This is a genomic window from uncultured Winogradskyella sp., from assembly GCF_937958655.1.
In the GTDB taxonomy this organism is placed as follows: domain Bacteria; phylum Bacteroidota; class Bacteroidia; order Flavobacteriales; family Flavobacteriaceae; genus Winogradskyella.
Map to the genome: position 1 here is coordinate 1 of NZ_CALGNH010000047.1, position 26,106 is coordinate 26,106.

Annotated in this window: 29 protein-coding genes, 1 tRNA gene and 2 pseudogenes; 4 read left to right on the forward strand and 28 right to left on the reverse strand. The window is 33.0% G+C overall.

What is annotated here, in order from left to right; genetic code table 11:
- The 12 genes and pseudogenes from Q0800_RS09520 to pdxA form a co-directional block, all read right to left on the reverse strand.
- Positions 1 to 547, reverse strand: a pseudogene (locus tag Q0800_RS09520) (type III polyketide synthase); the annotation flags it as partial.
- A 111-nt stretch (positions 548 to 658) separates the two neighbouring features.
- Positions 659 to 1,372 (reverse strand): methyltransferase domain-containing protein, encoded by a 714-nt coding sequence (locus Q0800_RS09525; protein WP_299129146.1) that lies wholly within the window; start codon positions 1,370 to 1,372, stop codon positions 659 to 661.
- A complete protein-coding gene (locus tag Q0800_RS09530; protein ID WP_299129147.1) occupies positions 1,372 to 2,502 on the reverse strand; it encodes an NAD(P)/FAD-dependent oxidoreductase in 1,131 nt (376 codons plus the stop codon). The genes Q0800_RS09525 and Q0800_RS09530 overlap by 1 nt, the downstream gene beginning before the upstream one ends.
- On the reverse strand, positions 2,499 to 3,014 hold the full coding sequence (locus Q0800_RS09535; protein ID WP_299129149.1) for a YceI family protein: 516 nt from the start codon (positions 3,012 to 3,014) through the stop codon (positions 2,499 to 2,501). The genes Q0800_RS09530 and Q0800_RS09535 overlap by 4 nt, the downstream gene beginning before the upstream one ends.
- A gap of 62 nt (positions 3,015 to 3,076) precedes the next feature.
- Positions 3,077 to 3,526, reverse strand: coding sequence for a 3-oxoacyl-ACP synthase (locus Q0800_RS09540; RefSeq protein WP_299129150.1), 450 nt, complete (start codon positions 3,524 to 3,526; stop codon positions 3,077 to 3,079).
- Complete coding sequence (locus Q0800_RS09545) at positions 3,526 to 4,635, reverse strand: FAD-dependent oxidoreductase (RefSeq protein WP_299129151.1); 1,110 nt, start codon at positions 4,633 to 4,635, stop codon at positions 3,526 to 3,528. The genes Q0800_RS09540 and Q0800_RS09545 overlap by 1 nt, the downstream gene beginning before the upstream one ends.
- 150 nt (positions 4,636 to 4,785) lie before the next feature.
- On the reverse strand, positions 4,786 to 6,135 hold the full coding sequence (accC, locus tag Q0800_RS09550) for an acetyl-CoA carboxylase biotin carboxylase subunit (RefSeq protein ID WP_299129153.1): 1,350 nt from the start codon (positions 6,133 to 6,135) through the stop codon (positions 4,786 to 4,788).
- A 95-nt stretch (positions 6,136 to 6,230) separates the two neighbouring features.
- Positions 6,231 to 6,713 (reverse strand): acetyl-CoA carboxylase biotin carboxyl carrier protein, encoded by a 483-nt coding sequence (accB, locus tag Q0800_RS09555; RefSeq protein WP_299129154.1) that lies wholly within the window; start codon positions 6,711 to 6,713, stop codon positions 6,231 to 6,233.
- A gap of 30 nt (positions 6,714 to 6,743) precedes the next feature.
- On the reverse strand, positions 6,744 to 7,742 hold the full coding sequence (locus Q0800_RS09560; RefSeq protein WP_299129156.1) for a beta-ketoacyl-ACP synthase III: 999 nt from the start codon (positions 7,740 to 7,742) through the stop codon (positions 6,744 to 6,746).
- 179 nt (positions 7,743 to 7,921) lie between these two features.
- Complete coding sequence (rpmF, locus tag Q0800_RS09565) at positions 7,922 to 8,125, reverse strand: 50S ribosomal protein L32 (protein ID WP_299129158.1); 204 nt, start codon at positions 8,123 to 8,125, stop codon at positions 7,922 to 7,924.
- Positions 8,126 to 8,133: 8 nt separating this feature from the next.
- The gene (locus tag Q0800_RS09570; RefSeq protein ID WP_299129160.1) at positions 8,134 to 8,673 is read right to left on the reverse strand and encodes a DUF177 domain-containing protein; all 540 of its coding nucleotides are present in this window, start codon (positions 8,671 to 8,673) and stop codon (positions 8,134 to 8,136) included.
- A gap of 79 nt (positions 8,674 to 8,752) precedes the next feature.
- Entirely contained in the window at positions 8,753 to 9,793 is a 1,041-nt protein-coding gene (gene pdxA, locus Q0800_RS09575; protein ID WP_299129162.1) for a 4-hydroxythreonine-4-phosphate dehydrogenase PdxA, read from the reverse strand.
- A gap of 99 nt (positions 9,794 to 9,892) precedes the next feature.
- Between pdxA and Q0800_RS09580 the strand changes: the two genes are divergently transcribed.
- The gene (locus tag Q0800_RS09580; protein WP_299129164.1) at positions 9,893 to 10,483 is read left to right on the forward strand and encodes a riboflavin synthase; all 591 of its coding nucleotides are present in this window, start codon (positions 9,893 to 9,895) and stop codon (positions 10,481 to 10,483) included.
- Here Q0800_RS09580 and Q0800_RS09585 read toward each other — a convergent pair.
- The 12 genes from Q0800_RS09585 to mce all read right to left on the reverse strand — a co-directional run bounded on the left by Q0800_RS09585 (position 10,480) and on the right by mce (position 17,881).
- Positions 10,480 to 10,683, reverse strand: coding sequence for a PID-CTERM protein-sorting domain-containing protein (locus tag Q0800_RS09585; protein ID WP_299129166.1), 204 nt, complete (start codon positions 10,681 to 10,683; stop codon positions 10,480 to 10,482). The genes Q0800_RS09580 and Q0800_RS09585 overlap by 4 nt on opposite strands.
- 427 nt (positions 10,684 to 11,110) lie before the next feature.
- On the reverse strand, positions 11,111 to 12,118 hold the full coding sequence (gene moaA / locus Q0800_RS09590; RefSeq protein ID WP_299129168.1) for a GTP 3',8-cyclase MoaA: 1,008 nt from the start codon (positions 12,116 to 12,118) through the stop codon (positions 11,111 to 11,113).
- 1 nt (position 12,119) lies between these two features.
- On the reverse strand, positions 12,120 to 13,025 hold the full coding sequence (moaCB, locus tag Q0800_RS09595; protein WP_299129170.1) for a bifunctional molybdenum cofactor biosynthesis protein MoaC/MoaB: 906 nt from the start codon (positions 13,023 to 13,025) through the stop codon (positions 12,120 to 12,122).
- A gap of 3 nt (positions 13,026 to 13,028) precedes the next feature.
- Positions 13,029 to 13,457, reverse strand: coding sequence for a molybdenum cofactor biosynthesis protein MoaE (locus Q0800_RS09600; protein ID WP_299129171.1), 429 nt, complete (start codon positions 13,455 to 13,457; stop codon positions 13,029 to 13,031).
- A complete protein-coding gene (locus Q0800_RS09605) occupies positions 13,438 to 14,490 on the reverse strand; it encodes a HesA/MoeB/ThiF family protein (protein ID WP_299129172.1) in 1,053 nt (350 codons plus the stop codon). The genes Q0800_RS09600 and Q0800_RS09605 overlap by 20 nt, the downstream gene beginning before the upstream one ends.
- A gap of 2 nt (positions 14,491 to 14,492) precedes the next feature.
- Positions 14,493 to 14,729, reverse strand: coding sequence for a MoaD/ThiS family protein (locus Q0800_RS09610; RefSeq protein ID WP_299129173.1), 237 nt, complete (start codon positions 14,727 to 14,729; stop codon positions 14,493 to 14,495).
- Positions 14,730 to 14,863: 134 nt separating this feature from the next.
- On the reverse strand, positions 14,864 to 15,445 hold the full coding sequence (locus Q0800_RS09615; protein ID WP_299129175.1) for a molybdenum cofactor guanylyltransferase: 582 nt from the start codon (positions 15,443 to 15,445) through the stop codon (positions 14,864 to 14,866).
- Positions 15,445 to 15,570: a hypothetical protein gene (locus Q0800_RS09620; RefSeq protein WP_299129177.1), complete on the reverse strand. Its 126-nt coding sequence runs from the start codon at positions 15,568 to 15,570 to the stop codon at positions 15,445 to 15,447. The genes Q0800_RS09615 and Q0800_RS09620 overlap by 1 nt, the downstream gene beginning before the upstream one ends.
- Complete coding sequence (locus tag Q0800_RS09625) at positions 15,567 to 15,896, reverse strand: LysR family transcriptional regulator (protein ID WP_299129179.1); 330 nt, start codon at positions 15,894 to 15,896, stop codon at positions 15,567 to 15,569. The genes Q0800_RS09620 and Q0800_RS09625 overlap by 4 nt, the downstream gene beginning before the upstream one ends.
- Entirely contained in the window at positions 15,887 to 17,074 is a 1,188-nt protein-coding gene (gene glp / locus Q0800_RS09630) for a gephyrin-like molybdotransferase Glp (protein ID WP_299129181.1), read from the reverse strand. Before glp ends, Q0800_RS09625 begins: the two co-directional genes overlap by 10 nt.
- A 243-nt stretch (positions 17,075 to 17,317) precedes the next feature.
- A tRNA-Ile gene (locus Q0800_RS09635) sits at positions 17,318 to 17,391 on the reverse strand.
- 76 nt (positions 17,392 to 17,467) lie between these two features.
- The gene (mce, locus tag Q0800_RS09640; RefSeq protein ID WP_299129183.1) at positions 17,468 to 17,881 is read right to left on the reverse strand and encodes a methylmalonyl-CoA epimerase; all 414 of its coding nucleotides are present in this window, start codon (positions 17,879 to 17,881) and stop codon (positions 17,468 to 17,470) included.
- A 125-nt stretch (positions 17,882 to 18,006) separates the two neighbouring features.
- Between mce and rbfA the strand changes: the two genes are divergently transcribed.
- Complete coding sequence (gene rbfA, locus Q0800_RS09645) at positions 18,007 to 18,399, forward strand: 30S ribosome-binding factor RbfA (RefSeq protein ID WP_299129185.1); 393 nt, start codon at positions 18,007 to 18,009, stop codon at positions 18,397 to 18,399.
- The gene (locus Q0800_RS09650) at positions 18,400 to 19,602 is read left to right on the forward strand and encodes an FtsX-like permease family protein (protein ID WP_299129187.1); all 1,203 of its coding nucleotides are present in this window, start codon (positions 18,400 to 18,402) and stop codon (positions 19,600 to 19,602) included.
- Here the strand turns inward: Q0800_RS09650 and dusB are convergent.
- From dusB to Q0800_RS09670, 4 genes are all read right to left on the reverse strand, one after another.
- Entirely contained in the window at positions 19,599 to 20,591 is a 993-nt protein-coding gene (gene dusB / locus Q0800_RS09655; protein WP_299129188.1) for a tRNA dihydrouridine synthase DusB, read from the reverse strand. The two genes, Q0800_RS09650 and dusB, sit on opposite strands and share 4 nt — an antisense overlap.
- 36 nt (positions 20,592 to 20,627) lie before the next feature.
- Positions 20,628 to 21,008 (reverse strand): DUF4345 domain-containing protein, encoded by a 381-nt coding sequence (locus tag Q0800_RS09660; protein WP_299129190.1) that lies wholly within the window; start codon positions 21,006 to 21,008, stop codon positions 20,628 to 20,630.
- A 1-nt stretch (position 21,009) separates the two neighbouring features.
- On the reverse strand, positions 21,010 to 21,597 hold the full coding sequence (locus tag Q0800_RS09665) for a hypothetical protein (RefSeq protein WP_299129192.1): 588 nt from the start codon (positions 21,595 to 21,597) through the stop codon (positions 21,010 to 21,012).
- Between the two features lie 83 nt (positions 21,598 to 21,680).
- Positions 21,681 to 24,080, reverse strand: a complete 2,400-nt coding sequence (locus tag Q0800_RS09670; protein ID WP_299129193.1) for an outer membrane beta-barrel family protein — start codon at positions 24,078 to 24,080, stop codon at positions 21,681 to 21,683.
- A gap of 131 nt (positions 24,081 to 24,211) precedes the next feature.
- Between Q0800_RS09670 and lepA the strand changes: the two are divergent.
- Positions 24,212 to 26,031, forward strand: a pseudogene (gene lepA / locus Q0800_RS09675) (translation elongation factor 4).
- The last annotated feature ends 75 nt before the right edge of the window (positions 26,032 to 26,106 follow it).

Below are 26,106 nucleotides of genomic sequence, written 5' to 3' on the forward strand. Positions count from 1 at the left end.
CCATAGAGTAATCCTCTAACTGAAATGTTGCCGTTGGAGATTCTACAGCAATAACTGCTGCACGTTTGTTAGGATTAGCCTTTAAAAAATTCTTGGCATATATAATTCCTGAAACACCTGCTGCACAACCCATTTCGGTAACTGGCAAGCGCACAATGTCTTGTTTCATCTTTAGGCTATTTATTAAATAAGCGTCTAGAGACGGTATCATAATACCTGTGCATGATACCGTTATAATATAATCGATATCTGTTGGTTTTAATTTGGCTTTATTTAAGGCTTTTACTAAACTTTGTTCTGCAAGTTTGATGGATTCTCGTGTGTAAATGTCATTTTTTTCTTCGAAAGATGTTTTTAAAAACACCTCTTCTGCATCCATTATAGAGTAACGCTTATCCACAGCTGCATTTTCGAAAATCTTTAAAACCTTGCGCTTAAAACGTTCTTCTTGCCCTTCTAGCCAAAGTTCTACAAAAGGTAGAATATCTTTAGTTTCTCTGGTATATTTTGGTAGTTGCTTTGCAACTGATGTTATTTTTACAGCCATATTATTTTCCTGTAAAAACAGGAATCCTTTTTATTTATAATCCTACTTAAAATAAATGCTTCGACATCACTTCGACAAGCTCAGTGTGACATCTCAGCATAACATATCTATTCATTTCATTCTTATTAGCCATTGAAAACGAAATGCCCATTTCCAACGGATTTGTGATTTAAGTTGTAATTGATTTGAATAGGTTTTTAAATCTTTTCGCTTAAACGCTCTTAAAATTGATGTTAAGCCATCTTTCACTATCATATCATTAGAAATAACCAGACCCAATAACTTGAACAACCCATAGGCCAATCGACTGCGATGCAAATCATTTACCACAATGCCAATTCTGGCTTTTACTATCAGCTGGTTTAATAATGGTTTAATTTCATCATCTTTAAAATGGTGTAAAAACAATGTGGATAGGGCAATATCGAAATCTAAGCTTTTAAATTCTTCAGAAAAAATATCAAAGTTTTGATAGCTTATTTCCTGGTAACTACTCGATAATTCTTTTGCATAATCAATAGCATCTTTATTTGCATCAATGCCTATTAGTTTGAATTTAAATTCATTTTTTCTTCCGTAATCTGCCAATAACCTCAACATGTCACCATGGCCACAGCCTAGATCAATGATAGTATAGGTTTTCGTTTTGTCCTTATTATTTAAAAGTTGTTTTGCACCATCTATAGTAACACTATTTCCTCCCAGCCATTTATTGATTTTTCCAAGTTTATCGAGTGTGTCTCGTAACAACTCCCCCTTCATAGAAAAGTCGTCCATAATCTCGGTAGCATCGCTCCTATATGTCGTATTAATAAATAAACGCATTACATTTTAATGGGTTTACCATGGGTCATTTTTATAATTTTGGGTACTAAAAACGGAAATGCCCTTAAAAATACGAGTAATTTTGGCGCTAACCAATCTTGCCTAAATAAATACGCTATACTATGTCCTACTTTTAATCTAAATCCAAAAGTTTTATGCCAAGTTTTGGTATATGTTTTTTCTAATTGAGCTCTAGAAACGATGACTCCGTTTAAAAAATCTATAACACTTTCAGAAGCCATTTTAGCACTTCTTATGGCCATTCCCATGCCGTTGCCACATAACGGATGAATCATACCTGCTGAATCACCACACATTAACATATGATTCTCTACTGGGTTTTTAGTTTCAAATGAAATCTGACTTATGGTTAAAGGCTTTTTAAATACAAGGTTTGTGTTTTTAAATATGTGTTTTAAAGCGGAATTTTGAAAAACTACTGCATCTTGAAACGCTTGTATATCCTTGTGTCTTTTAAACGCTTCATAATTTGTAATATAGCATAAATTGATGTGGTTGTTTTCAACTTTTGAAACGCCACAATAGCCACCTTTAAAATTATGAAGTGCTACTTTATCCTCTGGAAAATTACCAGAAACATGAATTTTAACGCCTAGATAAGGTGATTTCTTTTTAATAAAATCGCGATTGAATTTAGCATCTAAATTAGACCGTTTTCCAAAAGCTCCAATAGTAATTTTTGAAGTAATAGACTTATTAGATTTTGTTTTAATTTGATACGCATTGTTTTGAAATATAGTATCTACAACGGTATCTTGTAAAATCAAAACACCTAGACTTAGCGCTAATTTATAAAGTTGAAAATCCATTTGGTAGCGACTCATCCCAAAGCCACCAAGTGGTAAATTGGCTTCAATCTTTTTATTGTTGTGTGTGGTTAGTTCAAATTTTGAAATACGTTTTGCTCCACATTCAAAAGGATTAAAACCTAAATACTCTAAATAAGGTAATACCTCATTAGATACATACTCACCGCAAACCTTATGCTTTGGATATTTGTTTTTTTCTATCAAAATGACCGTAAATTGATGCTTTGCGAGATGAATGGCACAGCACAGACCTGCCAAACCTCCTCCAATGACAACCACATCCACAGCCTTTGGAGTCATTGTAAATCTCTGTAATGTTTAACTTGTATTTTTACGGTTTTGCTCATTACAAAACTGCTTCCTCCAACCTTAAAATCCAGTCTGTTAATCTCAAAGTTAGACGAGATCATCTTTTTATTATTCAATGTCTTAACCAAAACAGGGATCTTTATGTCTTTCGTTTTTCCCTTTATTGTCAATTTTGCCGATACCGTGTAATTATTCTCAGAGCTCTTTTTTATAGCGGTACTTTGAAGTATAATGTGATTAAACTTTGTTTGATGAAAATAATCTTCTTCTAATAAATGTTCATCTCTACTGTCTATCCCTGTTTTGATTGATTTAACGTCAACCATACCATAAATTGAAACCAAATCACCCTCAGTGTTGAATTCGGTTTTTATCTCGAAAGTATTAAAATGGCCATCGACGTTAATACCTAGATTTTTAATAACAAAATCGATAGAATTCTTCTTTTGAGCACTTCCTGAAAAAGAAATCAGGATAATTAGAATTTGAAGCAAACGAATCACAACACTTATTTTACTTGTGAAGTTACGATAGTTTTTAAAGCGAATAAAGTAATTCCTACTTTTTAAATAATTTTTGTGATTGTTATGTCCTCATTTCTAAATAAAAAGGATTGGTCTTTGGTTTTTCCAACTAATAACCTAGCAATGGGTGATGCCATTGAAATGGCAAAGAATTTTTGTTTAACCAGCTCTATTTCTCCTAAACTTGTACTTATAAAATAATTGGCTTGTGTAGTATATACGATGCTTCCAAGAGCAACCACATTATGCTCTTGGTTAGGATTAATCTTATTTAAGATTTTAAATTGCTTCTGAATTTCTGCTAATTGCTGCCCTGCTTTTTCTCGCTCTAATTGCAACATTGCCCTGCCTGTTTCGTGCTTGTCTCCAGCAGTACTCTTAGTTTCTGAAAGTAATGCGTTTTGAATATCTGAAATGGCTGTTTGAATAACTTGGAGTCGTTCATTGAGCATCTCTTGGCAATAATTATAAAGTGTCTCCTTTAAATTCATTAGATTAAATCTGCTAATTCTTTGCCAACAAAACTGCCAATAGCAACTCCCATGCCTCCAAGTCTTACGCCACACAATACATGGTTAGATACTTGTTTAACAATCGGGTTTTTTTGACGGCCAACTCCCATAATACCAGACCAACGCTGTTCTATTTCAAAATTTGTATTGGGCAAAATTGTTGAACTTAATAATTCTTTAAGTTTATTTTGAATTTGTTCTGTCTCACCGAATTGCATTGTTTCTTCAGCCTTAAAATCTAGGTTTCGCCCTCCACCAAGTAGGATTCGATTATCGATATTCCTAAAATAATAATACCCTCTGTTTAAATGAAAAGTGCCTTTTATGTGTAGGTTCTTAATGGGTTTTGTTATTAACACTTGTGCTCTGGCTGGCTTAACGGCTTCATTGAGTAACTGCGAAGCAAAACCATTGGTAGCAATCAGTAATTTTGAAGTAGTAAATTCTAACTGATTGGTTTTTACCTTTACTGAACCCGTAGTTTCAGAAAAGGTTTCAACAGTAATATTATTCAATATTTTAATGCCTGCCGATCTTGCTTTTCTCAACAAAGCTTGCATCATTTTTCCGGTATCTATTTGCCCTTCAAATTGATTAAAGATATAACTAGATTTTATATTTTGAAATTGGAACTTAGTTTGGACGACTTGATATACTTCATCCTTAAAAAGTGGCTTCAAAAATGTGTTAATTGTTTCTTTTTTGGCTAAACATTCTTCAAATAAATCGTCTTTATCTCTAAATAACTCATAACCACCTAGCCCTTGATAATCAATAGCTACATCGCCGAGTGTTTCTCTAAGCAATTTAAGTCCGTTAACGCGCTTTTTTACAAGTTTTAAAACGTCATCTTGTGTTTGATATTTTAAATCATCTATGAGTTCACTTAAACTACCAAAACAAGCAAAACCTGCATTTTTAGTACTTGCACCTTGTGGCAGTATTCCTTTTTCTAGAATTAAAATATTAGCTTTTGGGAATCTTCCTTTTAGTCGAAGCGCACAATTGAGTCCAACAATACCACTACCAATAATGGTATAATCTATATTAGACAACCATGATTTTATTTCCCAGTACGATAAATTCATTATGAACTCATTTAAACTCTTTCAATTTGCTAAAAAATCATCGTTTTCAATCCTGTTTTTGCCTTTTATTCCTTCCGTAGTCCTACTATGCAACTCAGTAATTTTGAATGAATTCTATAAAAAAAGCTCCTAATATCGGAGCTTTATTTTTTATTCTTCTACTTTTTGCATTTTAAAATCTTCCATAAATTTAGTGGTGTAATTTCCTGCTAAATAATCTGGATGATCCATTAATTGCCTATGAAAAGGAATTGTAGTTTTTATACCTTCAATTACAAATTCATCTAAAGCGCGCTTCATTTTATTTATAGCTTCTTCTCTGGTCTGTGCAGTTGTAATTAATTTAGCGATCATAGAATCGTAGTTGGGTGGAATACTGTAGCCAGCGTACACATGTGTGTCTAAGCGTACTCCATGCCCTCCTGGCGCGTGTAATGTGGTAATTCTGCCTGGAGACGGTCTAAAGTCGTTGAATGGGTCTTCTGCATTAATTCTACACTCAATTGAGTGTAAATTAGGAGTATAGTTTTTACCAGAAATAGGAACACCAGCAGCGACTAATATTTGCTCTCGGATGAGATCAAAATCTATAACTTGTTCTGTAATAGGATGCTCTACTTGGATCCGTGTATTCATCTCCATAAAGTAGAAGTTTCTATGCTTATCTACCAAAAATTCAACTGTACCAGCTCCTTCATATTTAATAAATTCAGCCGCTTTTACTGCGGCTTTACCCATTTTTTCACGCAGCTTATCTGTCATAAATGGTGAAGGCACTTCTTCTGTAAGTTTTTGGTGGCGTCTTTGTACCGAACAATCCCTCTCAGACAAATGACATGCTTTGCCTCTACAGTCACCTACAACTTGTATTTCTATATGTCGTGGTTCTTCAATAAGCTTCTCCATATACATATCGTCATTACCAAAGGCTGCTTTAGATTCTTGTCTTGCAGAATCCCAGGCAGCTTTTAAATCTTCTGGTTTCCATACAGCACGCATTCCTTTTCCACCACCACCAGCGGTGGCTTTTAGCATCACAGGATAACCAACTTCTACAGCTAGTTTTTCACATTCTTCAAAGTCAGCAATTATGCCTTCACTACCTGGTACACAAGGCACACCAGCTGCTTTCATTGTTGCTTTAGCCGTGGCTTTATCTCCCATTTTTGCAATCATATCTTCTGATGCTCCAATGAATTTTATACCATGTTCTTCACAGATTTTAGAAAACTTAGCGTTTTCTGATAAAAATCCATAACCAGGATGTATACCGTCGGCATTAGTAATTTCTGCTGCGGCTATTATATTAGATATTTTTAAATAAGACTCATTACTTGGAGGGGGTCCTATACATACGGCTTCGTCTGCAAACTTTACGTGTAAACTTTCTGCATCTGCAGTAGAATAAACCGCAACTGTTTTAATACCCATTTCTTTGCAGGTTCTAATAACACGAAGCGCTATTTCACCTCTATTGGCAATTAGTATTTTTTTAAACATAAATTCTTCAAATTTTCAATGTTCAATAACCAAATTCCAAAATATTGATTTTTGGGATTTAGGAATTGATCCCGAAACTTCGGGAGAGATTTATATTATGATGGATCAACTAAGAAAAGAGGTTGATCAAACTCTACCGGAGAGGAATCATCTACCAATACCTTTACAATCTTACCCGAAACCTCAGATTCTATCTCATTAAATAACTTCATAGCCTCTATGACACAAAGTACATCACCTTCTTTAATTGAAGTTCCTACCTCAACAAAAACGGGTTTGTCTGGTGATGGCTTACGATAAAATGTTCCTATGATAGGAGATTTTATTGTTATGTATTTAGAATCATCATTTTGAGATGCAGCAGGAGTTGAAGCCTCAGGTGCTGAAGCTACCGGTGCTACTGGTGCTGCTTGTTGAACTACTGGTGCAGAAGCCATAGGTACTTGTTGCACTATTGTAGTTTCATTATCTGAACCTGTTCTGATGGTTATTTTAACATCATCCATTTCTAACTTAACTTCACTTGCACCAGATTTGGCCACAAACTTTATTAAGTTCTGAATTTCTTTTAAATCCATAGTTTTTGATATTATTTTTTTCGTTAGTTATTAGTTAGAGTTGTAAGCCCATTTAAAATAAATTGAGCCCCAAGTAAAGCCACCTCCAAAGGCAGCGAAAATAATGTTATCGCCTTTTTTTAGCTGTGATTCATAATCATATAATAGTAATGGTAAGGTTGCAGAGGTGGTGTTACCATACTTCTCTATGTTTATCATTACCTTGTTTTGTTCTAAGTTGATTCTTTTGGCAGTAGCATCAATAATACGTTTATTTGCTTGGTGTGCTGCTAACCAAGTGATATCTTCGTTAGATAAGTTGTTTTGTTTTAAGATGCGTTCTGCTACATCGGCCATATTAAATACGGCATTTTTAAACACTGTTTTTCCATCTTGGAATATAAAGTGTTTTCCTTCATCAAAAGCCTCTTGCGTTAATGGATATGAAGAGCCTCCATACGTTGCTTGTAAAAAGTCTCTTCCTTCACCATTGCTTCTTAATAATTCGTCTTGTAAACCTAGACCTTCTGTATTTGGCTCAAATAAAACCGCACCTGCTCCATCACCAAAGATGATACATGTCGCTCTGTCTTTATAATTAATGAAAGATGAGTTTTTGTCTGCTCCTATTAAAAGTATCTTTTTATATCTGCCAGATTCTATATATGCTGCTGCAGTGGACATTCCAAAAAGAAAACTAGAACATGCCGCTTCTAAATCGTAAGAAAATGCGTTTGTAGCACCAATTTTAGTTGCTGTATAAGATGCTGTTGCGGCAGCTTTCATATCTGGTGTTGCTGTGCATACAATTACTAGATCTATTTTCTTTGGATCTACACCTGATTTTTGAATTAAATCTTCAGCTGCTTTTATAGCTAAAAAAGAGGTGCCTTTTCCTTCTTCTTTTAAAATTCTGCGCTCTTTTATACCTGTACGTGTTGTAATCCACTCATCATTAGTATCTACCATAGTCTCTAGTACTTTATTTGTTAAAACAAAGTCTGGTAGGTAGCCTCCTACAGCTGTAATTGCCGCTGTTATTTTACTCATTTTTAGATTTAAGATTAATTAAATGTATTGAAAAATGACAAAAAAACATGATTTTTAATCACATTTTGATGTTTTTTGGCAAATATGCTTACAAATTAAGTGGTTTTTGCTCTATTGCTGAAATTATAACAAAAAAAACGCTCACAAGTGAGCGTTTAATTGTATGCGTGCATAGTATATTATGCAATATTCTCTTCTTCTACAGAATTGTCTATAAGAATTTGACCTCTGTAATATAATTTACCTTCATGCCAATGTGCTCTGTGATATAAATGAGGCTCACCTGTTGTAGGGCAAGTTGCTATTTGAGGTACTGAAGCTTTGTAATGTGTTCTTCTTTTATCTCTTCTTGTTCTAGATATTTTACGTTTAGGATGTGCCATTTTAAATGTTATTTATCCGTTAATAGTTTTTTTAAATTATTCCAACGAGGATCAATATCCTCATTTGTTTTTGCGTCTTTGTTCTTTATAGGGCTTAACTCTTCTAATTTTGAGAGTATGTCTGATTTTAATGTTCCATTTTCAATGCCAGGATGAACCCGTTTTATAGGAACTGCTAAAATAATCAACTCATAAATATACTGAGCCACATTAAGCTCATATTCACCGTGAGGTAAAATTAAAATTTCCTCATTATCATCGTTGTATTCTGTACCAAATTTTACAACCAAATTAAAATCATCTGAAATAGATTGATTAAAAGGTTCATTTGTAATATCACAATTGACATTTATAGTGCCTTGAGCAGAAAAATAAAATTCTAATAAGGTTGTTTTTTTTATAAGCTTTAAGTTAATTTTTACATTAACATCATTAAACTCATTGTATTCAAAATTATTAAAGAACGTATTTCCTATCTCAAAATCATAGTGGTGATCCCCTTGCTTTAATCCAACAAATTGAATTGTGTACGCTTTAAATTCCTTCATTACCACACTCATTTTGAGCGTGCAAATATATAAATTTTTACTTATTAAACCCTTAGATATTAACAAAATTTGTTAATATCTATTTTGTCGCTTTCTTTAAAGGTTCCTTTGAGTAGAATTTATGCTGCTTTCTATTTCTAAAAATTTTAATTCCAGTAAATACGGCTTGCTTAAAAGATGTTTCATCAGCTTTTCCTAAACCTGCGATTTCATAAGCTGTACCATGATCTGGTGAGGTTCTCACTCTATCCAATCCTGCTGTGAAATTTACACCATTTCCAAAAGCAATTGTCTTAAATGGAATTAAACCTTGGTCGTGATACGACGCTATAATAGCATCAAAATTTTTATAATTACTTGAACCAAAAAAACTATCTGCAGAATACGGTCCAAGTACTAAATGACCTTCGGATTTAATATTTTTAAGTGTTGGTCTTAAAATAGTATCGTCTTCGCTACCTATAACGCCATTATCTCCAGCATGTGGGTTTATTGCTAAAACAGCGACTTTAGGTTTGCTTATTCCAAAATCTTGTTTTAACGAGTTTATAACAACAGAGATTTTTTCTCTTATCAGCGCTTCATTGATGTAATTAGAAGCTTCTTTTATTGGCACGTGGTCTGTTAAGAGTCCTATTCTTAAAGTATCTGATACCATAAACATTAAACTTTTTCCGCCCAAAACTTTTGATAAATAGTCCGTATGCCCTGGGAAGTTGAACGTATTGGATTGAATATTGCTTTTATTTATAGGTGCTGTTACTAAAACGTCTATTTTACCATCCTTTAAAGCACTTGTAGCGGCTTCTAAGGACTTAATAGCATATTTACCTATCTCTTTATTCTGTTTACCAAACTCTATTTTAACAGGCTCATTCCATACATTGACAACGTTTACTTTACCAAATGCCAATTTATCTACATTATCTATGTTAAAAAACTGTATTTTACTTTTAAAGTGATTTTTAAAAAACTGCATTGTTTTTGCAGAGGCAAAAATTACTGGAGTATGCAATTCTAAAATTCTCGGATCTTCATAGCATTTAATAACTATCTCTGGACCTATTCCGTTAAGATCACCTATGGATATTCCTACAATTACTTGTTCTTTATTATTCATTTTTTAGAGCAACTTAACTTTTTTATTTAATTTAAAATAAAGCAATAATTATGTCATTAACTTTGCAACTACAAATCTAATTTAAATTAAATAAACAAGATGTTTACAGGTATTATAGAATGTTTAGGTAAAGTTGAGCAAATTATTGGCGATGGAGGTAATATTCATATCACCATGCATACTAATATTACAAAAGAATTAAAAATTGACCAAAGCGTTGCGCATAATGGCGTGTGTTTAACTGTGGTTGATATTAAAAACGATAGCTATACCGTCACTGCTATTAAAGAAACTTTAAATAAAACCAATCTACAATTTCTTAAGAAGAATGATATTGTAAATATTGAGCGCGCCATGAAGCTTGGTGACCGTTTAGATGGACATATTGTACAAGGGCACGTGGACCAAACGGCTAAATGTATTGGTGTTACTGAAGAAAATGGAAGCTGGTCTTATACTTTTGAATACGATTTTAATTTAAATAATGTAACTATTGAGAAAGGATCTATTACAATTAACGGAGTAAGTTTAACGGTCGTTAACTCTAAACAGAATAGTTTTTCGGTAGCAATTATTCCTTATACGTATAATAATACCACGTTTAAAATTCTTAAAATAGGAGATACCGTAAACCTAGAATTTGATGTTATTGGAAAATATGTAAAACGCCTTTACAGTCTTAAAGGCTAAGCTAAATTACGTTTTGTAAATTTGTAAGTTTTATAAACACCATAAGATAATGCTACTAAAAATAGTACTACAATTCCGCTATCTATAGGTAAGCCGGGAGGTGGCGGAGGAGTTGGTGGTGGTGGTGTAGTAACTTGAGCGATACACACAATACCCATGAACAAAAATAAAACTGAGGCTAATATATTTTTAGTTTTCATGAAATTTCTTATGAGTGTAAATGTAAAAAAAAAAGCGAGTTCTCAAAACAAAAATCAACAAAAAACGTCTTTTAACGGTAAATTTTATCGATTAAATACTTAAAATGTGTTCAAATTTGAAAAAACACGGGCAACTGTTTCTTAGACATTATAACAAAGAATTTTCATTTAACATCATTTTAAAGTCCTTTGAATTTAAACGTTTTTGCTATAAATAAAGACCTAGCTATTGAAAGAATTCTTATAAACCCTATGTCTGTATCCGTATCTGTTTGGACCGAAAATTACCACCATTATATAAAATATTGCACCAAAAACTCCTTTTGAAACCCTTTCCAAGGATTATTGTTGCTCGCTTTGTATGCACAAAAATCTAACTTTGAAATGAAAAATTTTGAGCTTAAACTTCATTAATTTTTAGCGAATTCTATCCTCCAATGGTCAGCATGCTTCTGTTTTGAGAATGAAATTTTGGGTTGTTTAGTTTTTTAAAACTATCCATACCAGCTCTTACAGCGTGTTTTATATTAATAGCTTCTTTAATCGCTGGCTCAATCTGTAAATTACTCCTTAACACACTTAAAATATCGGTTTCATTATTAGAAAATAAACAATTCTTAAGTTTTCCGTTAGCCGTTAAACGTATTCTATTACAAGAATCGCAAAACGGATTACTGACAGAACTGATTATACCAAATTCACCCTTATAATTTAAAACCTTATAATTTTTAGATGTAAAATTTTCTTCATTTTCTAATTTTAAAAATTGATTGCTGCCATAATAATCACCAACCGTTTCTAAGATCTCTTTTTGAGTCACTAATTTTGATCTATCCCATTTATTTCCATTAAAGGGCATAAACTCTATAAATCTTATGGCTATAGATAGGTTTTTAGTGAGCTCAATTAAATCAATGATCTCACTATCGTTAAACCCTTTAATAAGGACGGCATTGATTTTGACTTTAAAATGGTTATCAACCAATAATTTTATACTATCAAACGCCTTTTTAAATTGATTTCTCCTAGTTATAAATTTAAATTTATCAGCATTTAAGGTATCTAAGCTAATATTAATATGCTTTAATCCATTGGTCTTAAACGTCTCTATATACCTGTCTACTAAAACTCCGTTAGTTGTAATTGATAAGTTGATATTTAGCGTGGATAATTTTTTTAATATTTCTTTAAAATCCTTTCGGACTAAGGGCTCGCCACCTGTCAGCCTAATTTTATTAACTCCATTGGCCACAAATATTTTGGCAATTTCATAAATCTCATCGGCAGTCATTAAATTACGTTTTGGAGACAGCTGTACACCATCTGCGGGCATGCAATAAGTACAGCGTAAATTGCATCGTTCTGTCAATGAAATCCTGAGGTAGTTATGATTTCGTCCAAATTTATCTTTTAATATACTAGCGTCTGTATCCATACTAATGTTGTAGTCCTTTTAAAACTTTAAATACATGAATGATATGAGGAAAAATAGCATCCATAGATTCCTCAGCACCTTTTGTTGATCCTGGTAAAGCAATAATTAAAGCATCACCTAGGGTTCCTACAACACTACGAGATAACATAGCGTAAGGCATTCTATCTTGTCCATAACTTCTTATCGCTTCTTCTGCGCCAGGAATACGTCGTTCTAAAATAGGCTCTAAGGCTTCTGGGGTAACATCTCCATATGAAAGCCCTGTTCCACCTGTAAAAATGACCAAATTAGATGTTTCAGAATATACCATTGCCTTTTCTCGTATGGCTTCAATCTCATCTGGTATTACATCATAGTTTGCTATTTCTACGTTATTTGCCTTTAATTTTTCAATAATAACTTTTCCTGCCTTATCTTCTTTTTTTCCTTCGGAAATAGAATCAGAGCACACAATAACATTTGCAATTAACTGAGATCTGTGTTTGGTATTAAAACTACTTTTACCTCCATGCTTTTCTATTAATTTAATAGTTCCTATTTCTATTTTCTTGTCAATAGGTTTAAGCATATCGTACATGGTCAACGCTACTACCGATGCTCCATGCATCGCTTCTACTTCAACACCAGTTTTATATATAGTTTTTATGGTAAGGTGTATTTTAACCACAAGCCCTTCTACTTTATAATCTATAGCTGTAAACTCTATGGGTAGAGGATGACAATCTGGTATTACATTATGCGTAGTTTTTACGGCAAATAGGCCTGCTGTTTTTGCCATTTCATAAACATTTCCTTTTGGCACTTTATTATTTTGTAAGGCATCAATGGTTTCTTGCTTACTGACCTTTACAGTGGCTTCTGCAATGGCTGTGCGTAATGTTTTTATTTTATGTGTAATATCTACCATTTTTTAGTTATTTACTTTCCACTGATGCGTTTGGTCTTCAAAAATCTCCTTTCCAAATAGTGGTACTTTTTTCTTTACAATATTAACAAGGTACTCTGTGGCAGCATATACCTCCTTGCTATGCTTGGCTGATACAAATAAAAAAAAGCAAATTTCACCTGTTTTTATCTCACCTAAACTATGATAGACATGCATGCATGTTAAATTAAAGGTTTTAAAGGCTTTTTCTCTAATATTTTCTAATACCTCATTCGCCATGTCTTCATAAGCGGTAAAGTTTATGGCAGCGACTTTCTTATTCTTAATTACATCAGCTCTTACTTGGCCTAAAAATATATTATGAGCGCCAATTTCCTTTTTTGTTTGATGCTTTGCTATAGAATTACTTATAAATTCTGGGGTAATTGGCCCTTTAATAAATACATTTTTCATTCTTAATATAGTTTTGAATTGTTAGCGCACCACCTTTAATGTTATTTACATTTTTGAACTGATGCTGCTTTAATATTTGAATTGCTTTTATACTTCGCTTTCCGCTCTGACAGAAAATGGCATAGTTTTTATCTTTTTCTAAATTGTTAAGCTCCTTTTCTAAGTTTGACATTGAAATTTGAATAGTATTGGGCAATTCAATTTTTGGTGTTTCACCAAATTCTCTAACATCAACTAATATGGTTTGCTTAGATAATACCTCACTGATACAAACATCTATAATCCCTTCGTTACTATGAGTTAAATTAAAAAAGTGCTCGTCAATTTTAATGGTCGTTTTCTTTTTAAAATTAATACAGTTTTGCGTATTGTTTAGCGTATTATACATTAATAACTTTCCTGAAAGTACCTCTCCGATACCTAGTATTATTTTTATAACTTCATTAGCCTGAAGCATGCCTATAAAACCTACTGTTGTTCCTAAAACTCCAGAATCCTCACAATTGGTAACGGTCTGGTTTTTGTCTTTAAATAAACATCTATAGGTTGGTCCGTTTTTATAATTAAATACAGATACTTGCCCCTCAAATCTATAAACAGAACCATAAACAAAAGGTTTATTTGTAATAACAGAGGCATCGTTAATGAGGTATCTTGTTTTTAAAATATCTGTAGCATCGACGATAAGGTTATAACACTTAAAAAGCTGAAGTGCATTGCTTACTGATAAAAACTCATCATATATTTTAATTTTAACCGTTGTATTTAACCGCTCTAATTGTGTCTTTGCTGCAAACACTTTTTTGAGGTTTACGGTATCTTCGCTATATAAAATTTGACGATGTAGGTTGCTTTCTTCTATAGTGTCTCCATCAATTATCCCAATATTTTCAATACCAGACGCTACTAAATAAGGCAAAATAGCACAACCAAGACCACCTGCACCAACAACCAAAACTTTTGCGTTTTTAAGTTTTAGTTGACCAGAATCTCCAACTTGAGGTAATTGTATTTGTCTCTTAAAACGTTCCATAATCATCCTCCTGCAAATGGCGGTAAAAGTGCTATTTCATCACTATCTTTTAATTTTATTGCACTATCTATTTCAACAAGATTCTTATTTAAGGCAACATGCACTTGAATCTGATTAAGGTTGTACTTCTTATTTAAAAGCGCTACACAATCAGCTACATTGAGGTTTGTTACTGAGATTTGTTCTTCAAAGCAATTTGTTGCCTCTGCTATAGCTCCATAATATTTTAGTATTGCCATGTTATTTCTTTTTGCTACTTAATTTGTGTTTCTTTCTCTTATGGGATTAGGTTTAGGTTTTAACAATTAAAGTCATTAATTCAGGATTGCCAGGGCCAGTGCCTACTAATATAACTTTTGGTCTTTTGCCTCACTCATAACATTTCATATTTTAGCAATTCTAGTTCCTGCCTTGTATTAATATTTTTCACATAAACTTTATCGTTTACTTCTATTTCAATTGTTTTATAATCCATACATTTTATCAACCTTAAAAGTCGTAAAATATTAGTATTTATGGCTTCTTCAAATTTTGAAACTAGGTGTTTAGAATAAACACCTATTAAAGGATATTCATATTGCTCATCTTTTAAAAAAGTGATTTCTTTTTGGTAAATTTCTTTCGACAAATAAGTGTTCAAAATTGAAGTTGTAATATTTGGTATATCGCAACTTAAAATTATATTGTAATGTGTATTGCTATGCTTCAATGCCGAATAAATCCCTCCAACTGGCCCTTTGTCTTTGTATTCATCGTTTACTAAAGGATAACCAAATTTTTGGTACAAATTATTATCTGTAACTAAGAAAATCTTTTTAGATATAGGTTTTATCGCATTAATAATATGCTGTATAAATGGTTGACTTTTATAAAGAACTAAACCCTTTTCCTTTTGCATTCTAATGTTTTTCCCACCGCATAAAATATAAACCGATATGTTATTTATTTTATTCATTATATAACACCGTAAATATTAAATGATAACTTATACTGCCCATTTACTACACTTAGTCCTGTATATGCTAAATCCAACAGCATAAAAGAAAAAAATAACTCTATTTCTGGACGCTTTATACTCATAGGTCTAGTTGGTGAAATTCTTCTTCTAAGAATTTAATACAGTTTGTGTTTAGACGTTCAAATTTTTGGATTAGCGTTTTACCATACTCAGTAACTTCGGTACCTCCTCCATTTTTTCCGCCTACATTTTTTACAAGTACTGGTTGTTTCGCAATTTTATCCATGTCGTTTAGTAAATTCCAAGCCTTTTTATAAGACATCTTTAACGTTTTTGCTGCCGCACTTATGGATGCTGTTTTTTCAACCTCTTTAAGTAATTTAATACGTCCAAAACCTATAAAGGGTTTACCTTCTTTTTCTATCCAAAGTCTACTTTTTATCTCCATAGCATCTCTAACTTTAAGCATTCTACCTCATCACCTGCCTTAAGTTCTGTAACAGTCTCGTCTATACAAACCAAAGCATTACTAAGAGCATAAGTATGCAGCATGGCTGAGCTTTGGCCTTGGTGCACTTTTACTTCATTATTATTATTTAAAGTTGCCTTTAGAAAAAGTGTTTTTGCTGATGCGTTTTTTATATCTGTTATGCACTTGGCCTTAAGTCTTTCTAAATGAACTTTACGATAACCGCACATTGTTTTTAATAAAGACTGTACATAGATATAGAAACATGTAAGCGCTGAAGCTGGATTTCCTGGAAGTGCAAAAACAAATGTTTTATTGGTTTTACCAAACCACAGCGGTTTACCTGGTTTTTGATTTATTTTATAAAACAACTCGTCAACATTATTATCTTCTAGCGCCTGTTTTACAAAATCGTAATCTCCAACTGAAATCCCTCCAGAAATCAAAAGCACATCATTGGTCTCTAAAGCACTTTCTATAATCTTTTTGGTGGATATATAGTCATCTTTTACACTGTAACTTTGCGCATCCTTAATACCAATAGCTTTAAGAGCAGATTTTAGCATTATAGAATTGCTTTCATAAATTTTACCTTGTTTTAATACAGAACCTGCTTGCTGTAATTCGCTTCCAGTAACTAAAATCCCTACTTTGGGTTTTTTAAAAACCCTAACCTTAGAAATTCCTAAACAAGCTAAAAAACCTATAGCCGCAGCATTTAGCAAGGTTCCTTTTTTAAGTGCAATATCACCCGTTTTAATTTGCTCTCCTTTTTTACGAATATTGGCATATTTAGAAGGCATTTGTTTTATAATGATATCATTATCTACCTTTTCTACATGCTCTTGTATTACAACAGTGTTAGCGACATCTGGTACTAATGCACCTGTGAAAATCCGAATAGCTTCCCCTTCTTTAAACTCTAGGTTTGCAGAATCACCAGCCTTTGATTCTCCTTTGTTTTTATATTTAGAATTACCGCTCCACTTTAAAGCATAACCATCCATTGCAGACTGCCTAAAGGGTGGCATATCAATTGGAGAAAGAACATCATTTGCTAAAACAAAGCCCAATGCATTAGATAAATCTACATTCTTATATTGTAAGTTAACAGTAACTTTTTCTATTATTCCTAAAGCGTCTTTAACCGAAATCATTATAAATTATCGTTATATCTAAGTAAATATAACGGTTAGTTTTGGGCTAGCATATTTAAGCTTAAATTTTTATGTAAATTTTAATTCTGTAAGGACGCCGTTATTGAATTAGTAATTTAAGGCAATTTTTTATTAAGGTGATTTATAGGCTCAATGGGTGTGAAATGCTTTGAAGCATAATCGTAAGAAGAAAAAAACCTTGAATACTATTAAAGTATTCAAGGTTTATAAAAATTTTACTAGTGGTCCCACATGGACTCGAACCATGGACCACCTGATTATGAGTCAGGTGCTCTAACCAACTGAGCTATAGGACCTATTGACTATTGTCAATCAACTTTATTTCTAAAGCGAGTGCAATATTACTATATATTTTAAAACTCTACAAGAAAATTAATTCAATTCATCCTTTATATCTTGGCATAACTCAACCAAAACACCGTTTGTAGATTTTGGATGTAAAAATGCAATTAATTTGTTATCTGCCCCTTTTTTAGGTGTTTTATGAATCATTCTAAACCCTTGCTTCTCTAAACGCTCAATCTCTGAGATAATATCATCTACAGCAAAGGCAATATGATGAATCCCTTCTCCCTTTTTTTCAATATATTTTGCAATAGGACTATCGTCACTTGTAGCCTGAAGTAATTCAATTTTATTAGGGCCACATTTAAAAAAAGAGGTTTTTACATTTTCGCTTTCAACATCCTCAATCTTATAGTGCTGTTTTCCAAATAACGCTTTAAATACATCATTAGATGCTTCAATGTCTTTTACCGCTATACCTATATGTTCTATCTTTTTCATATTCATGCCTGCGCAGGCAGGTATATTATAAATTCTTACTTAAATATTCATTGAAACAATATGTTATTGCCCCATTTTCTTCTTCAAAAATACCATAATACTCAAATATCCTCTACTTTTGTGCTATGGAAAGTAATAGACAAAAGAAAATAGGTGGGATTTTACAAAAAGATTTAGCAGAGGTTTTACAGAATGCAGCTTCCTCTGGCGGTTTAAAAGGCGTTATAATATCTGTTTCTAAAGTATCTGTAACTGTAGATTTGTCTATTGCTAAAATCTACTTAAGTATTTTCCCGAATAAAGAAGCGTCTGATTTACTTGAGGGAATACGATCTAATACTCCATTAATTAGACATGAGTTGTCTCAGCGTACGCGTCACCAATTAAGACGAATGCCACAACTTGAATTTTTTATTGACGATTCTCTAGAATATATTGACCGTATAGAGCAATCTTTAAAAGGAGATGTGAATCCTCTAAAGGATCCAAACTTATTAGGTAAGCGAAAAAAATCTTAAATGAATTTTCCTTTACATATTGCGAAGCGCTATTTATTTTCAAAAAGCAGTAATAATGCCATTAATATAATGACTGTGATTGCTTCTGTAGGTGTTATAATTGCTTCTGCAGCATTACTAATTGTATTATCTGTTTTTTCTGGCTTAAAGGACTTTAGCTTAGAGTTCTCCTCGTTTGTAGATCCAGATTTGAAACTGCTCCCTGCTGAAGGTAAATCATTTATTTTCTCTAAAATTGAGACTGATAAGTTACAAAATATCGATGGTATTTCTTCATTTTCAAACATCATTGAAGAACGTATTATTATAAAATCTGAAACTAAAAATCTACTAGCTACTTTAAAAGGCGTAGATTCTAACTATTTGGACGTAACTAGTATAGATGCAATGGTTACTAAAGGCGAATGGTTTCGTTTAAACAGTAACGAAGTCGTTTCTGGCTGGGACATTTCTAATACGCTTTCTTTTGGTATTTTAGATTACTTAAAGCCGCTTTCGCTCTATGTTGCCAAACCAGGAAAAGGACAAATAACATCGATTCGTAGTGCTTACAACGCAGCTTATGTTAATAACGTAGGTTTATTTAATATTAATGAAGACTTAAATAAAGAATATGTGTTTTCTGATATATCTTTAGCTCGGCAGTTACTAAACTATGAGCACAACCAAGTGAGTTCTATTGAACTAAAATTAAACGATAACGCAACCGAAACAGACGTTAGAAAATCCATAACATCCTTATTTCCTAATAAATTTAATATTAAAAACCGAGAGCAACTTAATGACGTTTTATTTAAAATGTTAAATACTGAGAATTTAGCTATTTATCTCATCTTTACTTTAGTTATAATCATAGCCTTGTTCAACGTTATCGGAGCTATCATTATGATGATATTAGATAAAAAGAAATCTTTAAGCACCTTATTTAGTCTTGGTGCTGAGCCTAAAACTATTAAATCTATATTTTTTTGGCAAGGTAATTTAATGACTGTAGTTAGCGGACTCATTGGCGTTTGTATCGGAATTTTAATTGTGATTGTACAACAATCTTTTGAGTTGGTACTACTAGCGCCAGAACTGCCTTACCCTGTTAAACTAAACGTTGCTAATATAATACTGGTTTTAGTTACCATTTTTGCCTTAGGAATTGTTGCGTCTCGTATTGCATCTCAACGCATTACAAAAAGACTGATTCAATCTTAAGAAAATTGATGATCTGCAAACTTTTCTAATACCTCATCAAATGCTGCAAATACATCTTTTGAGTCGTCGCTGGTTACCATTTTCATTCTGTATTCCTTAAAGTTTGGAATTCCTTTAAAGTAATTGGTATAATGTCTGCGCGTTTCAAAAACACCAAGTTTTTCTCCTTTCCAATCAATAGACATTTGTAGGTGTCTGCGAGCTGCTTCAACGCGATCTGGCATTGAGATTGGTGCTAAATGTTCTCCGGTTTTAAAATAGTGTTTTACTTGTTTAAAAAACCACGGATTGCCAATGGAAGCTCTGCCAATCATGGCACCATCTAAACCATAACTATCTCTCATTTCGGCTGCACGCTCTGGTGTGTTTACATCTCCATTTCCAAAAACAGGAATATGCATCCTTGGGTTGTTTTTTACATCTGCAATAGGTTTCCAATCGGCATTGCCTTTATACATTTGTGCTCTCGTTCTACCATGGATAGCAATAGATTTTATACCGACATCTTGTAGGCGCTCCGCAACCTCAACAATTTTTATAGAATCATGATCCCAACCTAAACGTGTTTTTACAGTGACTGGTAAGTTGGTGCGTTTTACCATTTCGGCAGTTAGTTTTTCCATTAAACAGACATCTTTTAGAATACCTGCACCTGCACCTTTGGAGACTACTTTTTTTACAGGGCACCCAAAGTTAATGTCTATAATATCTGGTTTAGAGCGTTCTACAATATCAATGGTTTGTAACATACTATCCATGTTAGCGCCAAAAATCTGAATACCAACTGGGCGTTCTTTTTCGTATATATCTAGCTTCATTACGCTTTTAGCTGCATTGCGAATTAATCCTTCACTAGATACAAACTCTGTATACACAACATCCGCACCTTGTTCTTTGCATAAGGCCCTAAATGGAGGGTCGCTAACATCCTCCATTGGTGCTAAAAGCAATGGAAATTCTCCAAGTTCTATGTTATCTATTCTAACCAATCTAAATATTTTGAAGCAAAATTACTGCTTTTTGTACTATTTACGCTTAAGAATCCAAAGTCCATAAAAACCTAACACAAGCTCGCCTATTGTACCATAAATGTAGGCATAAGAAGGGATACCGTCTGTTAGTAAACTTAGTAATCTTCCGCTGGCTAAACCAAACATAAAAATGAAATTAGAAACCAATGCTAATCTTAGGTAGTTTTTATTTAAAATGCCGATGAGCCAGAGCAAGGAAAACCCAAGATACAAGCCCATAATTGCCTTAAAAAAATTATGCTCGTCTACGGTACCTAAGTAGATATTAAATTGAGAACTCGGATTAAACCCATAAATAAAAGCGACAGGAACAACCACTATCAACGATATTACTAAATGTATCTTAGTGATTATTATGCCTCGTTTTAGGGTCATACTAAAGCTTTGTCCAAACTGATATAGAGTTATTATTTATGGTAATCTCAGTTTGTGTTGTTGGGTCTGTCTCTGTGGTTACTTCATTTTGTATAAAGGTAAGGTTCTGTCCGTCTTCAGATATTTGAAAGGTTAAGATTTGCTCTCCTTCAAAAGCAGCAGTATCTGCCATACCTTCAAATTCAAATTCAAAAAAGGAACCATCAATAGTGATCTCATTTCCATTTGTAGAATAATTGCCACTCCCACTTACATTTTCTAAATTATAAGCCTCACCTGAGATTTCTACACCATTAGCAACGATATCTGTTACATAACTATAGCTTCCGTTCGCTATGAAACTACTGGCTGTAAAATTTACAACATAATCTACTGTTGTACTTTCTATCTCAACTTCAGACGCTATTATTTGTCCTTCAAAATTTGTCGATGTACTAAGACTAGAGCTAAATTCTACTAAATCCCATGCGCCTATCAACCCTTCAGTATTAATAGCACCTGTCTCTATACCATCATCTAGCGGTTCGTTTTCACAAGAAAATGCTGTTAATAATGAGAATAAACAAAAAAGCTTAACTATTTTTTTCATTTTTTGAAGTGATAATATAAGTTAGTATAAATGTACTGTTTTAAATGGATAGGTTACTATTTTTTTCAGAATTAGAGGTTTAATTAGTCTAAATCTTTAATTCGATCTCTTCCTTCCTCGCTAGTAGATCTTTCGTTTTTATTAAGCTTAGTATTACCAAATTTATAACGAAAGCCAAGCCTTACAAATCTATTGTCAAGATCTGTAAAATTTCGGCTCGATTGGTCTAAATATCGTAGAGAGGACTTGTAATCGTGCAGATTAAAAAAGTCTTCTACAGCTAGTGATATAATACCCTTATTATTAAACACTGATTTAGATACACTAAGTTCTGTAATAAGTCGATCTTCGATTGTTTGAAATTGTTGAAGGTTTTTTCCAATCCAGTATATAGCCAAACCTATATTAAGGCTTTTATCTTTTAATAAGGATAAATTGTTCTGTAAAATACTATAATTAGACCACTGCTGCTGTTGAACAAAACCTTCACCAAAATTAGAAGATTCAGAAATATTATAAAAAGAAGTTACAACGTAAAGACTCCAGTTATTAGTTAAATAATAATCAAACGCAAAATCAAAACCGTAATCTACTTTTTTATCCAAATTTGTTGGTGTGTAGGCAATGATATTAGTTTCGTTGTCTTGGCGAGGCAACTCTACAATATCACCATCATAATTCATATAATAAGCCTCAATAGTAAAATACTTTAAAAAACTAACTCCAAACTTGTAATGATCTCTATATGATGGTACTAAATTAGGATTACCCAATACTTGCGTGTTTTCGTTAAGAAAAAAGGTGAAAGGATTTAAATCTGTATAACTAGGTCTTGTAATACTGCGCTTATAACTTGCGTAAATACTGATGTTGTCAGACGTGTTATACAATACACTTGCATTAGGAAACCAATTAAGATAGTCTTGGCTATTGGTTTCGTTTAAAGTTAGCGAGGTGCCTTCAATATTAGTTTGTTCGCCTCTAATCCCAATACTTAAGTCCCAATTATCCCAAGATTTAGTATAATTAGCGTAGGCCGCTAGTATGCTTTCTCTATACTGAAAGGCATCTGTATTTTCTGCATCTAAAACCTCTTGCTCATTTATAATATTTACTCTTGTAATATTACTATTTGTGTTTACATTAGAGATTTTTGTGCCTGCTTCAAAAGTAGAACCCTCTTCAATCGGTAAATTATAATCTACTGTCCCTGTTATTATTTTAGTATCCTGGTTGGCTAATGTATTAAACCTTGAATCTTCGGTATCTATATCTTCATCTTGAAAAACGTTCTGGTCGCGCTCAAAATCGTAAATCGTAAAATGACCATTAAGCGTAAGACTCGCTTCATTTTTAAAATCGTGCTTAAAGATTAAGTCTGTACCAATATTGTATTTATTGTCCCTTGAGAGATTATCTGCTGTAAAACTCGAATCAAAATTTCCATTACTATCAAAAATATTAGTAATATTTCTAATTTGATATTTAAAATAAGGCAGATACAACCCTGTACTCGAGAGGCTTAAAGTATTTCTGTCATTAAAATAATAATCAAAATTTAAGTTAAGATTATGAGTTTCGGACCAAGTATTTCTATTGGTCGTAGACTCCCAAACTTCATTTATTGTACCCAAATTGTTTAAAAAATCTATAGAATCATCCTGGTCTCGATTAATTTTTTGGTTGGTGTAACTATAATTAACATTAAGATTAATTTTATTATTCTTAAAATAATGGCTTGTCCCAGCATTATATCTGGGAAATACCCCTTGCGTGTAATTTTTAAATACACTCCCTCTATAGCCAGTCACCAAATTTTTACTCATAATAATATTAATGACTGAACCACTGTCTGCATCGTAACTTGCAGGTGGGTTTGTAATGACCTCAACAGATTTTATGCTATTGGCTGGTGAACTCTCTAGAAGTTGCATTAACTCTTCAGCTGTTAATTGTACTTTTCTGTTATTAATATAAACTGCCGCTGGCGCACTTTTTATATTTATACTTCCTTCGGTCACAATAACACCTGGCGTACTTTTTAAAACACCAAGTGTAGATCCTTCAACAAGAGCTGTGTTTTCAACATTAAAAATTAAACGGTCTGGTTTGCGCGTTATTGTTGGCTTTTTTGCAACAACTACAACTTCGTTTAAGCTTTCAGGTATTTCTTTAAGTTGAATCGTTTTTAAATCTAATGCTCCTGTAAGAACTAACTGTTGTTCAAAAGCCTCAAATCCTATATAGCTTATTTTTAGAGTATAGGTTGCTTCAGATAAATTAATAAGCTTAAAGAAGCCGTCGCCATCAGTTGATGTTCCTGCAAAAAACTGATCCCCTTTTAAAAGCACCACATTGGCAAGCTCAATAGCATTACTTTGTTGATCAAAAATTTTTCCTGTAATAGAAAATTCTTGAGCAAACACAGTTAATGATAGCGTAATCATAAATGCGCTAAAGTAAAAACGTAGGATAATATTCATTAACTTGGATAAAGTTGCAATATATAAATTGTTTTCTATTTAAATTTACGGTTTTTCCGCAATTTGTACCCTTGTAATTAATAGATCCTCATAGTTTAAAACTTTATAAATCACTTATATTTGCAATCTTAATTGTTGCCTTAGAAAAAGATAAATGAAGCATATACGCAATTTTTGCATCATCGCACATATTGATCACGGAAAGAGTACACTTGCCGATCGCTTGTTGGATTATACAGGTTCTGTTACCGAAAGAGAAAAACAAGATCAGTTATTAGACAGTATGGATTTGGAACGTGAGAGAGGCATTACCATTAAATCTCACGCCATTCAAATGGAATATACCTATAAAGGGGAAGTGTATGTTTTAAACCTAATTGATACACCAGGTCATGTTGATTTTTCCTATGAAGTATCTCGTTCTATTGCAGCATGTGAAGGAGCGCTTCTCATTGTTGATGCAGCTCAAAGTATACAGGCACAAACCATATCTAATCTATATTTAGCCCTAGAGAACGATTTAGAGATTATTCCTGTTTTAAACAAAATTGATTTACCAAGTGCTAATCCAGAAGAAGTTACAGATGATATAGTAGATTTATTAGGTTGTGACCCAGAAGAAGTGATTCCTGCAAGTGGAAAAACTGGTCTTGGAGTAGAAGATATTTTATCCGCAATTATAGAACGTATTCCTCCACCAAAAGGCAATCCTAATGAATCTTTACAAGCCTTAATTTTTGATTCAGTTTACAACCCATTTAGAGGTGTAGAAACTTACTTTAGGGTTATTAATGGTTCTATTAGAAAAGGCCAACAGATAAAATTCATCGCTACCAACAAGGATTATTTTGCTGACGAGGTTGGAACTTTAAAACTAAATCAGGTTAAAAAGAACGAGATTAAAGCGGGCGATGTAGGGTATTTAATTACAGGAATTAAAGATGCTCGTGAAGTAAAAGTGGGTGACACAATTACTGATGCCAAAACACCAACTACCAATGCTATTGACGGTTTTGAAGATGTAAAACCCATGGTGTTTGCAGGTATTTATCCTGTGGATACAGAAGATTATGAAGAGTTGAGATCTTCTATGGAAAAGCTTCAGTTAAATGATGCTTCTTTGGTATTTGCACCAGAAAGTTCAGCAGCTTTAGGTTTCGGCTTTCGTTGCGGTTTCTTAGGTATGTTGCATTTAGAAATAATACAAGAACGTTTAGAACGTGAGTTTGATATGACGGTTATTACAACCGTGCCTAACGTAAGTTACCATGCCTTTACCAATAAAAACCCAGACGAGATTGTTATCGTTAACAACCCATCGGATATGCCAGAGCCTTCAACGCTTAATCGTGTTGAGGAACCTTTTATTAAGGCAACTATAATAACAAAATCAGATTTTGTTGGGCCTGTAATGAGTTTGTGTATTGAAAAACGTGGACAAATTACTAATCAAACGTATTTAACCACAGAACGTGTTGAGTTAAGTTTTGATATGCCTCTTGCCGAAATAGTTTTTGATTTTTATGATAGGCTTAAAACCGTATCAAAAGGCTATGCCTCTTTTGATTATGCTCCTATAGGAATGCGAGCTTCAAAACTGGTTAGAGTAGATATTTTATTAAATGCTCAGACCGTAGACGCGCTCTCGGCCTTAGTACACGCAGATAATGCCTATACTATTGGCAAAAAAATGACCGAAAAACTAAAAGAACTTATACCTAGGCAACAGTTTGATATTCCTGTACAAGCGGCTATTGGTGCAAAGATTATTGCACGCGAAACGATTAAAGCATTGCGTAAAGATGTGACGGCAAAATGTTATGGTGGAGATATTTCTCGTAAACGTAAGCTTTTAGAGAAGCAGAAGAAAGGTAAAAAACGTATGCGCCAGGTCGGTAATGTAGAAATTCCACAACAAGCCTTTATGGCCGTTTTAAAGCTGAATGATTAATTTAATGCTAATATTTATTTAAGAATATAGCGTGTTATTAATCTTTAAATAAATTTATAATGTAAAGGCTTATTA

Bases quoted from the DNA above. Each gene is read 5' to 3' on its own strand.
- Q0800_RS09585 (WP_299129166.1), bottom strand. From the start codon at position 10,683: ATGAAAACTAAAAATATATTAGCCTCAGTTTTATTTTTGTTCATGGGT.
- mce (WP_299129183.1), bottom strand. From the start codon at position 17,881: ATGAAAAAGATAGAACATATAGGTATAGCGGTAAAAGACATTGAAGCA.
- Q0800_RS09665 (WP_299129192.1), bottom strand. From the start codon at position 21,597: ATGAAAAAAATAGTTAAGCTTTTTTGTTTATTCTCATTATTAACAGCA.
- Q0800_RS09530 (WP_299129147.1), bottom strand. From the start codon at position 2,502: ATGACTCCAAAGGCTGTGGATGTGGTTGTCATTGGAGGAGGTTTGGCA.
- Q0800_RS09525 (WP_299129146.1), bottom strand. From the start codon at position 1,372: ATGCGTTTATTTATTAATACGACATATAGGAGCGATGCTACCGAGATT.
- Q0800_RS09605 (WP_299129172.1), bottom strand. From the start codon at position 14,490: ATGGAACGTTTTAAGAGACAAATACAATTACCTCAAGTTGGAGATTCT.
- Q0800_RS09650 (WP_299129187.1), top strand. From the start codon at position 18,400: ATGAATTTTCCTTTACATATTGCGAAGCGCTATTTATTTTCAAAAAGC.
- rbfA (WP_299129185.1), top strand. From the start codon at position 18,007: ATGGAAAGTAATAGACAAAAGAAAATAGGTGGGATTTTACAAAAAGAT.
- Q0800_RS09560 (WP_299129156.1), bottom strand. From the start codon at position 7,742: ATGAGTAAAATAACAGCGGCAATTACAGCTGTAGGAGGCTACCTACCA.
- Q0800_RS09610 (WP_299129173.1), bottom strand. From the start codon at position 14,729: ATGGCAATACTAAAATATTATGGAGCTATAGCAGAGGCAACAAATTGC.
- Q0800_RS09660 (WP_299129190.1), bottom strand. From the start codon at position 21,008: ATGACCCTAAAACGAGGCATAATAATCACTAAGATACATTTAGTAATA.
- Q0800_RS09580 (WP_299129164.1), top strand. From the start codon at position 9,893: ATGTTTACAGGTATTATAGAATGTTTAGGTAAAGTTGAGCAAATTATT.
- moaCB (WP_299129170.1), bottom strand. From the start codon at position 13,025: ATGGTAGATATTACACATAAAATAAAAACATTACGCACAGCCATTGCA.
- accB (WP_299129154.1), bottom strand. From the start codon at position 6,713: ATGGATTTAAAAGAAATTCAGAACTTAATAAAGTTTGTGGCCAAATCT.
- moaA (WP_299129168.1), bottom strand. From the start codon at position 12,118: ATGGATACAGACGCTAGTATATTAAAAGATAAATTTGGACGAAATCAT.
- pdxA (WP_299129162.1), bottom strand. From the start codon at position 9,793: ATGAATAATAAAGAACAAGTAATTGTAGGAATATCCATAGGTGATCTT.
- Q0800_RS09620 (WP_299129177.1), bottom strand. From the start codon at position 15,570: ATGAGTATAAAGCGTCCAGAAATAGAGTTATTTTTTTCTTTTATGCTG.
- Q0800_RS09570 (WP_299129160.1), bottom strand. From the start codon at position 8,673: ATGAAGGAATTTAAAGCGTACACAATTCAATTTGTTGGATTAAAGCAA.
- Q0800_RS09615 (WP_299129175.1), bottom strand. From the start codon at position 15,445: ATGAATAAAATAAATAACATATCGGTTTATATTTTATGCGGTGGGAAA.
- Q0800_RS09540 (WP_299129150.1), bottom strand. From the start codon at position 3,526: ATGAATTTAAAGGAGACACTTTATAATTATTGCCAAGAGATGCTCAAT.
- rpmF (WP_299129158.1), bottom strand. From the start codon at position 8,125: ATGGCACATCCTAAACGTAAAATATCTAGAACAAGAAGAGATAAAAGA.
- Q0800_RS09625 (WP_299129179.1), bottom strand. From the start codon at position 15,896: ATGGAGATAAAAAGTAGACTTTGGATAGAAAAAGAAGGTAAACCCTTT.
- Q0800_RS09600 (WP_299129171.1), bottom strand. From the start codon at position 13,457: ATGAAAAATGTATTTATTAAAGGGCCAATTACCCCAGAATTTATAAGT.
- accC (WP_299129153.1), bottom strand. From the start codon at position 6,135: ATGTTTAAAAAAATACTAATTGCCAATAGAGGTGAAATAGCGCTTCGT.
- Q0800_RS09545 (WP_299129151.1), bottom strand. From the start codon at position 4,635: ATGAATTTATCGTACTGGGAAATAAAATCATGGTTGTCTAATATAGAT.
- Q0800_RS09670 (WP_299129193.1), bottom strand. From the start codon at position 24,080: ATGAATATTATCCTACGTTTTTACTTTAGCGCATTTATGATTACGCTA.
- glp (WP_299129181.1), bottom strand. From the start codon at position 17,074: ATGATTTCGGTTAAAGACGCTTTAGGAATAATAGAAAAAGTTACTGTT.